This is a genomic window from uncultured Fibrella sp., from assembly GCF_964250085.1.
Taxonomy (GTDB): domain Bacteria; phylum Bacteroidota; class Bacteroidia; order Cytophagales; family Spirosomataceae; genus Fibrella.
The window spans coordinates 307,847-317,538 of record NZ_CAXUEC010000010.1 but is presented as its reverse complement, the minus strand read 5'-3'; the positions used below and the strand labels follow the sequence as shown (position 1 = coordinate 317,538).

At 51.1% G+C, this 9,692-nt stretch carries 4 protein-coding genes; all 4 read right to left on the bottom strand.

Annotated elements, in window-relative coordinates; all coding sequences use genetic code 11:
• Positions 1–4,174: SdrD B-like domain-containing protein (locus ACFE8Q_RS25765; protein ID WP_375448326.1), on the bottom strand; the 4,174-nt coding region annotated here is incomplete at its 3' end.
• Between the two features lie 455 nt (positions 4,175–4,629).
• Positions 4,630–5,376 (bottom strand): LytR/AlgR family response regulator transcription factor, encoded by a 747-nt coding sequence (locus ACFE8Q_RS25760; RefSeq protein WP_375448325.1) that lies wholly within the window; start codon positions 5,374–5,376, stop codon positions 4,630–4,632.
• A 27-nt stretch (positions 5,377–5,403) separates the two neighbouring features.
• Positions 5,404–7,314, bottom strand: a complete 1,911-nt coding sequence (locus ACFE8Q_RS25755; protein ID WP_375448324.1) for a histidine kinase — start codon at positions 7,312–7,314, stop codon at positions 5,404–5,406.
• Positions 7,311–9,539 carry a histidine kinase gene (locus ACFE8Q_RS25750; RefSeq protein ID WP_375448323.1) on the bottom strand — a complete coding sequence of 743 codons (2,229 nt, stop codon included), beginning with the start codon at positions 9,537–9,539 and terminating at the stop codon, positions 7,311–7,313. Before ACFE8Q_RS25750 ends, ACFE8Q_RS25755 begins: the two co-directional genes overlap by 4 nt.
• Positions 9,540–9,692 lie beyond the last annotated feature (153 nt).

The following is a 9,692-nucleotide window of genomic DNA, read 5'->3' as shown; positions in this document are numbered from 1 at the left end:
TGAACACGTTTGCCCCGGCAGCCACTGTCACAGGTAGTGTACCACCCCCTAAGAGTGTAGTAGTCAGACCGGTTAACACATTAGACCCACCTAACAGCCCTGTCAGGTTCAGGGGTGTACCTACGCATAGGCTCACTGAGATGGGATTCAACACGGGTGCGTTCACGCCTGTTACACTTACGGGTGTTACCGTGCTACAGCCTAAAGGACTCGTAGAGACCAGGTTGAACACGTTTGCCCCGGCAGCCACTGTCACAGGCAGCGTACCACCCCCTAAGAGAGTAGTAGTCAGACCAGTGAGGATATTAGAGCCACCCAGCAGCCCTGTCAGGTTCAGGGGCGTACCTACGCACAGGCTCACTGAGATGGGGTTCAACACGGGTGCGTTCACACCTGTCACACTCACGGGTGTTACCGTGCTACAGCCCAGTGGTGAAGTCGATACTAAGTTGAACACGTTTGCCCCGGCAGCCACTGTCACAGGCAGCGTACCACCCCCTAAGAGAGTAGTAGTCAGACCAGTGAGGATATTAGAGCCACCCAGCAGCCCTGTCAGGTTCAGGGGTGTACCTACGCATAAGCTCACTGAGATGGGGTTCAACACGGGTGCGTTCACACCCGTCACACTGATCGGTGTAACCGTAGTGCAACCAAACGGATTGGTCGATAATACGTTGAAGAGATTCACTCCAGCGCCGATGCTTACTGACGTTGGCGAGTTCAGCAACGTACCTGCACCAAGAATACCACCTGTGCGAAACGCATTCGTCAGACCCGACAGACCACTTAAACTAGTCAAATTCAGGTTCGTCCCCACACATACGGAAAGAGCGATTGGGGCCACCACCGGCGGGTTCACACCCGTTACCGAAACCGGTGCCACAGCCGTACAGCCATTTACATTCGTACTTACCAGGTTGAACACACTCACCCCCGTCCCAACAGTAAGATTAGTAGGCAGGGACGCTCCGCCTAAAAGCGTAGTTGTCAAGCCAGTAAGTACGTTATTCTGCCCCAGTAACGAGGTTAAGTTCAACGGCGACCCCACGCAAAGCGACACGGCCACTGGCGCAAGTACCGGATTAGACTGGCCCGTCACCGAAATCGGCGTAACAGCCGTACACCCGTTTGCATTCGTGCTAACCAAATTATAGGTGTTCACGCCATCCCCTACAGTAAGGTTAGTAGGAATGGCCGTTCCACCAAGCAACGTGTTCGTTAAGCCCGTAAGAATATTGTTCTGTCCCAGCAGACCAGTTAGGTTCAGTGGCACCCCAACGCATAGCGAGGCATTCACCGCTGTCAGTGCAGGCGGTGGATTAACAACAACAGTTACCGGACAACTCGATATCAGGCCACCAACCAGGGGCACTTGTGCCAGGAAGGTCGTTGTTGCCGTTGGACTCAGCACATTGGATGCAACAGGAACCAACGTACCCAGCGCGCCTACAGTGTTGACTACAATTGGCCCAAGCGGCACCAGACCCCCTAATAATGAAGACGATAACGTAACTGCCTGCCCAAGGCAGATAGCAGACGTAGATGCCGCCAGACTCAGTAACGTTGACCCAGTACTTGCCGTTATCGATACAACATTGGTGGTTACACAGGTTGGTCCGCTGCTGATCGTCACAGTAAACGTATTAACGCCCGTGTTCAGGTTGCTCACCGTAGCCGTGCCGGTCGTTCCACCACTGATGCTAACCCCCGCAGGACCAGCCACCGAATACGTGTAGCTACCCGACGGAGTGACCTGAGTCGTTAAGACAACGGGCTGGCTTGTGCAAACAATGTTACTATTAGCTGTAGTAACGGCCGTGAAGCACGGCACAAAACCGACGTCGAAAGATAGGTTGTTGGCCCCGGGTTGCCCTAACGTGAACACGATTCGACCCGCAGCATCAGCATCTGTGTCAATATTGTCTGTATTAGTGCCGGTGGCCGAGTTAGGCTTCGTGCTGATGGTCGTTGCACTCACGCTTGTCGGAAAACTCAGGGTATAGGAGCCTCCCGACGTTAGCGACAGGTTGTACGCAAAGCCGGTTACATTGGTCCCCGACGCGTTGGTGAAGTAATAGTTACCGTTGCCGTTAGTCGTTGCCGTAGCACTGAAGTTGTTCGGACCGCGCAGTATAACAGGTATTCCAGCCAGAGCCGGTTCACCTGGGTCCTGAATGCCATTATCGTTGTTGTCGCGCCAAACCCGGTTTCCAATTTCAATAGGAGCCGGATCGCAGGACAGTTCTATATCGCCCAACCCATTCGCTTTACCATACGTGCTCACATCGCCGCTGGCGAAGATCTGAACACTGGTTGCCGCACTAGCGGATCCGTTGGCGTTATTGAACCGTCTGATACCACCGGCAAATACGTTGACAGTGGGGTCCATAACAATCGAGGCAACTTCACCCGTACCCGGGAAAAGCGCCAGACCACCTTCTGCTATTTCGTTGTGATTGGTCTGATAGAAATCACTGAAATAATACTCGCCACCACCAGGGCCCTGCGTAGTAGAAGCACCACTGGTTGGCGTTCCGCCACAAATTCGGGCGTTACTCTCAAGGCTCCAGGCAGTAGCTGTTGGGCTACACTTACCAGCCCTCAGAATATCTCCGGGCGTAATGGCCCGATATGTTCGGGCAGCGTTTACTGTAGTAGAAGTGCCAAGATTGATATTTCCGTATTGGTCGCCAAGCCGATCGCGAATACCAATGATCATGTCTCCATTGACGTCAAACTCGATCCCGGTCAGCCACGGTTGCGGATAACTGGCAAAGATTCCGTTTGTGCCACTGGCGTCGTTTCGGGCAAATCGGGACGGTACAGCACCGCCAGCATCAGGCTCTACATTGGTCCACGGAAGCCAGAAATCGGCGCGGCTTACGCCCGTCTGGTCGTTATTGGATGCCCCCTTTCTATACGTAAGTGGAAAGGTCAATACCGGCGTGGTCGAAAATGTGCTGGTTGTCGGATTAAACTCATACACAACCCCTTTCATACCGGTTGTGTCGCGGGTGATTAAATTTATGTTCGTTGTACTGTTCGCTGACCCGATGCCAAAATTTACGGTACCTGGTGTGGCTTCATTCGTGGTAACCCCGCCAACATAAACCCGCCCGTGGTAATATTTCAATGCAAACGGACGAAACTGGCTGCCAGTAGCCTGCGTGGGTGTTAGTATCGAATAGGCGGTGGGTGTGCCGGCTGTAGGAGTGGCCGTATTGGCGTTGATAATCGGTATACGATACAGTTGTCTGTCATTCAGGTTAACGACAAAGAGTTCGGTACCATCGTCCGAAATCTCCAGGTCACCCAGTCCAGCCTTGCCAACCTGGTCAAAAACGGTTGGGTCACGGTTTAAATCAGTTATGATGCCGGGAAGGCCCCGGGCTGTGTTTGTTGCTACCGCGCCGACGTTGGGGATAGTGACAAAGACTGAGCTGGTAGTGGACGTAGGATTCGTAAGATAAATGTTACCAGCAGCGGTAGTAGTGTTACGCCCAAGACCAGAGTGCCGTTTTACAAAAGCCGATGTGAAGACAAGTTTAGATACCCGCTGGTAAGCTACCCCGTAAACGGTACCAACTTCACTATTGTCGGCAATGCCAGTTTCCGAAGGCGCATTGCCTGTGCCGCTGGCGGCGTTGTATGGTAAGGTGACCAATATGGGCTGAACAAGTGCAGACGTAGTTCCCGTAGCCGTGGTACTAGTGGGGTCACCGTTTACATAACAGGGCACAAAAAAATTGGGCACAGCCTGACAGTAGTCTGTTGGGTAGTTAACGCCAAAATTGACCGTTGCTACTCCTGACGACACAAATTGGACAGAGCCGCCTGAACTAGTACCGACGGGGCCGCTGAAGTAGCCATTCAGAGCCGTATTGCTGGTTGGCAGCGTGAATTCAACGCGGAATGGCCCGGTGCCGGTGGTAGGCGTTATAGTATACGTACCTGTAGAACTTGTTGTCTGAACAGTTCCATTAGTTACGTTAGTCCCGGCCACATTGAACACGCGCACCTCGACACCGGCTATACCTGGTTCGGTAAAGGTTGTGGAAGCGGGCGCGGTATCTAAGGTACCATTGGCGTTGAAATCCCGGAAAACAGTCCCTGATATCTGCGCCCGGACGGTCGAAGTAACCAGAAACAGTATGCCGACTAATGCCAGAAACAAGGATGTAGATAGACAGGAAGATACTTGTCTCTGTGTAGACGGGTATGTACTCCCAAAAAACGTTGGCAGGAAGATGTATTTCATATGCAGCCGCTGAGTTGATGGTGCGACTGAATGCTTACTAAAATTATGCCATGTTTATAAAATCCATGTACTTAGAGGGTTAATACTTATTGTTAACATAAATATATAAGAGTTAACCACTAATTAAGCATAGTGAAAATGTATCATATATCTATATGAACTAAAAAGTATGTAAAAGCTCATTTTGTTAATAGCGAGTGTCTATCATTTAGGCATAATTATTGTCTATGCAATCGATCGTTAAAAATGAGCCTTCCCTTTGTTCGTTTCCAGGACACGAACCTGACCAGGTAACTTATCAATTGATCGGTCCAGAATAAGTCGCCAGGTTGGCCGGGGAGCGTGGCCAAAACGTACCTGCTCAGCTATGCTTACAACCACCCGAAGCGTTCCATTAACCGGTCTTTCTGGGTACGCGACACAGGGATAGCCTGCATATTACTCATAACCAAATAGTTACCTTCGCCTTTCACGAATTTTTTGATATGGTTCAGGTTAATCAGATACTGGCGGTGTACCCGCAGGAAATCACGCTCTTCCAATAACTCCTGAATATCCCGCAGTGACTTTGTGGCTAAATAAGGCTGACCGTCGGCCAGATAAAACTTCGTATAATTATCGTCCGACTCGCAGTACAGGATGTCTTTCAAGTGCACAAACGCTACCCCATTTTGATAAGGCAACGCAATTCGATCGGGCAGGTTTTTGGCCTGACTACTCAACTGACCTTTCAGATGCTCGATCTGTTCGGGCACCGTTTTCTGGCTTTTCTCTACCCGTTGCACCGCCTGAATCAATTCCTGCGTGTCGATGGGTTTCAGCAGGTAATCAACGGCACTATAGCGAAACGCTTTAAGAGCAAACTTGTCGTAGGCCGTTACAAACACCAGCGAAAAAGGTACGCCTGCCACCGCCTCCAACACCTCGAATCCGTTCATCTGCGGCATTTCGATGTCTAAAAACACCAGCTCAGGGCGGTGATCGAGAATAGCCTGCACGCCCTTCTGGCTGTTTGTGCAGGTAGCCACCACATCAATATGGGGGCAGTTTTGTGTCAGTCGAAGCGAGAGTAAGCCTACTGCATTGGGTTCATCGTCGATAATAACGGCGCGGAGCATAGTCTGGGTGGTGTGTACGTGTGCGAATTAAATAGGTATCTCTACAATGACCCGGGTACCAGACGGCTCACCTCTTTCGGTGAACAAATCCTGAACCTCAACCTGGGTGTGCGTATGATAAAGGCGGTTAATCAGCTTGATTCGATCAGCGGTCAACTGCAGACCAACTGATTTATAGCTGTTTACAGACCTTCTTTTATAGTCGGCCGCCCTGGCTCGGCCAACCCCGTCGTCAGTAATTTCAACATGAATCAGATCGTAGCGGGCGAGTTGCACAACAATCGAAATAGTCCCCCCTTCGGGTTTGTGCATCAAGCCGTGCCAGATGGCATTTTCGACGAATGGCTGCAACAGCAACGGGGGAATCTCAACGTCTTCAACAATGATTTCAGCATCGACCTCAATCGTATAGTGCACTTTCTGCTCAAAACGCATGGCTTCCAGATCAGTGTAGAGCCGTAGCGTTTCCAGTTCGTTTTCAAGCGTTACTTTCTCCGATTTCGAGTTCTCCAGTACCAACCGAATCAGCCGGGCGAATTTAGCCAGGTAATCAGAGGCCCGTTCAGCGTTATTCTGAGCAGAGAAGTACTGGATAGAATTGAGGCAGTTGAAAATAAAATGCGGATTCATTTGCGCCCGCAAGGCGGTCATCGCCTGAACCTGACCATAAAAGAGTGCCTTTTCCAGTTCAGCTTTTTTCTCAGTCAAGAGCTGGTTTTTATGCTTCTGCTGTCGGCTACTCCACCCGGCAACGCCCAATAGCACTAATAGCAAGCCAGATATCGCCCACAAAAAGTAGGTGGTGCGGGTTTTAATAGCGTTGGCCTGCTCCAATTCCCGGATGCGCAGATTTCGGTTATCTATTTGTTGCTTTTCAAGTACTAATTGCGCCTGCACAGCATCATGCTCCTCGCGCGACCGATCCTGAAGCATTGAGTCGATCAGGGCCGTTCGTCGTTCCAGGTACGTCAGGGCTTTACCAGTTTGACCAAGTTGCTTGTGCGTTTCGTATAGCGTCTGATTCAGATCAGTAGCAAGCATATTGGTGTAATTCCCTTTTTTTTGGACAACTAACACCTCGTAGGCGTGTTCGAGATAAGGCTGTGCCAGCTTAAACTGCTGTCTACTAACGTAGTACAAGCCGATTTGCCGCTCAAACTGCGCCATAAAATTGTAATGCTTGATGTTGGCAGCAAGGCGGGCCGCTTGTTTCAATAGCAACAACCCCTGTTGTCTGGGGCCCGAAGCCAGGTAAATGTCGGCCAGTCCAGACAGGCCAAGGATCTCGCCAACTTTTAGCCCGTGACTCCGCGATATAGTCAGGCATTCCTTAAAATACCGTAGTGCAGCAACCGTATCTTTCCGGGCCTGCTCAAAATTAGCCAGTTGATTCAGACAGATTACCGCTTCGTTAAAATTGCCGGCTTTGTTCAGTAACCTATACGCCAGCTTATAGTAGTGAATAGCCGAATTGGGCTTAGTCTGAATTTCGTAGTTACCCGCCAAATCGCGGTAAACAACCCCTAATAAGCTATCATTCCGCATAGACCGTGCTACAATTACCGCTTTCAGAAACGACCGGGTAGCATTGTTCCACTGTTCGGCATCCATATAGCTATTGGCCAGCGCCATATGGCCCAGAAAAACGCCCTTCGGCCAGCGCCTTATACCGGCCAGTTGAGCAATGCGACGAGCCACCACAAATTCAGAATCGATTGGCCCCTGATTGTAGCTCATCCGATGCAGCTCAAACAGATTAGTTGCCAGCAAGGTATCGCGCGAAAGCGACGGCTTAAATTTCCCTAAGCGACTGATAGATTGACGAATACTGTCTTTTTGGGGTGCGGATTGAGCAAGAATCAGCACTGGCAAAAGCCAGGCAATCAGACCGACAATCGCACCCTTCCGTTTCAATGTATTATGTAAAGCCGATCTCATATTGGTATGTCGATTATCACCCGTGTGCCGGTGGGTTCACCCTGTTCATCAGTCAGATCGTTGACCTGAATCTGGGTGTAGGTCTGGTATAGCTGGTTGATGAGTTTAATCCGGTCGGCCGTGAGTTGGAGACCAAAAGATTTGTTGCGTGTGGCCGATTTACTTTTGTACTCGGCTGCTTTGGCCCGCCCAACCCCATCATCAGTAATACTGATGCACAGGCGGTTAGGATCAGGTTGCCCAACCGCAATCTGCACTGTTCCTCCTTCTTCTTTGTGCATCAGCCCGTGCCAGATGGCGTTTTCCACAAACGGTTGCAGTAATAATGGCGGTATCTGGATAAATTCTGTACTGATCGATGGAGCTACGGTGATCCTGTAGCTCACTTTTTGCTGAAAACGCATAGCTTCCATCTCAATGTAGAGCCGCAGGGTTTCCAGTTCATTAGCCAGTGTAACCCGTTCAGATCGGGAGTTTTCGAGCACCAGCCGAATCAGGCGGGAGAACTTGGTCAGGTAATCCGAGGCCGTTTCGGCATCGTTCTGGGCGGTGTAGTACTGGATGGAATTGAGGCAGTTGAAGATGAAGTGCGGGTTCATCTGCGCCCGCAACGCCGAAATCTCCGACTGGGCAATGAGCTGCTGAAATTCAGCTTCTTTCTGCTGGAAACGTACCTGCTCGCCCAGCGCCTGCTGCAACTCCTGGGTACGTTCATCAATCTTACTTTCCAAATCCCGATTCAAGGCATGAATCTCCCACCGCTGCCGCCGTATCCGCCTGTTTTGCGACAGTAGAATGGTTGCCAGCACCAGCAATGGCACCAGAAACAGGAGCAGAATGACCCTGACTTTGTAGTCGTTGTCGGCATTGTTTCGGAGCAGCGCAATACGGCTTTCCTGCCGAAGCTGATCCTGTTTGGTATCGGCCTGCAACTGGCGTAGCTGCGTTTGGCGGCGCAGGTCGTTGGCTTTATTGGCTTTAATCAGTTGTTCGCGGGCGAGGTCTTCGCGGAGGCGTTCGAGTTGCCGTTGTTTCTGAAACGTTGCCAGCTTGTTATTCTTGACAATCTCGGCCTGCTGGTTTTGCAACTCTATCTTCTCCAGATCCCAGCGTTTGGCGAGGGCCTCGGTCTGCGCCAATCGACGATCGGTTTCCAGCGAGTCGCGGAGGGCAATATGCTGTTTGTAGTGAAAATTAGCCTGCTCCCAGTTCTTCAGCGATTCATTGACCTGACTCAGCACCAGGTGCGCCCTCCGCCGCGATAGCTTCAGGGAACGGCCTTTCAGCGTTTTTTCGGCAAAATAAACTGCCGAATCCGTTTCATGGAGTTGCCATTTTTCCGTAGCTAACCACGACCAGCTATCGCGTAAAGCAGCACCTAGATTAAGCTGTTTCTGGTATTTTTCGGCCACCCGGAAGTGGATTATCGCCTGGGCCGGCTGATTCTGATCGGCATAGAATTCACCTAATGTGGTACTCATATACATCAGGTTGGTTCGGTGCTGGGGCAGGTCTTTTACCAGCTCCAGGGCTCTGAAAAAATAAGATTCGGCTTCTTCAAGCCGACCTGCCTGTTTGTGCGCCAGCCCGATCTGCTGTAGCGCATACGACTCATAGAGAACAGGAAACGCAGTAGATGTCGGAAACCGGTGTAGCCCTACAAGCCCCCGTTCAAAACAACCCATTGCCTTGGGGAGGTCATTGATCATCATGTATATTTCACCCAACCGAAGTTCAAACCGCCAGATATCCTGCTCTTCTTTCCGGGTCTTCTGAATCAGTTCCAGCGCAACCCGGTTAATCTTTAGAGCCTCGGCGTAGTTGGTTTGAATTGCCCGGTAATAAAACTCCGTGGCCAGATAGCCTTTCAGTTCGTATTTCACGTTGACCTCCCGTTGGGCCAGCGCAATGAGTTTGGTTGCATAATACAGGCTACTATCCGACTTATAGGTACGTGTTCGGTAAACCGTGGCCAGGTGGCTTAGCGTATACAGCATCAGCGTGTCGGTGGCGTACCCCTTCGGCAGGCCAGGCAACCGGCGGAGCTGAGCCAGGCCCAGTTGCACCAGGCTATCTACGTACACCTGGTTACCGCGCCGCTCCAGGTCCAGGGTCGGTAATGGTGGCCAGACCAATGTACCGCGCCGTTGCGACTGCGCCATGAGTGCGCCTGCGCAAAGGCAGCACATCAGGGGCAGAAGCAGCAGGCGGTACATTAACAGCATATGGTATGGATGAGTTGCCCGTTGACAAACAACCAGTATGAATAACCAATGATACAGGTTACCAACGGCCCACCCAATCCGCATTCCGCCAGTAACCCAAATTAAGGGGCGAATAGCTTGTTTTATAGGGTTAGGCGCACACCGATTATACGT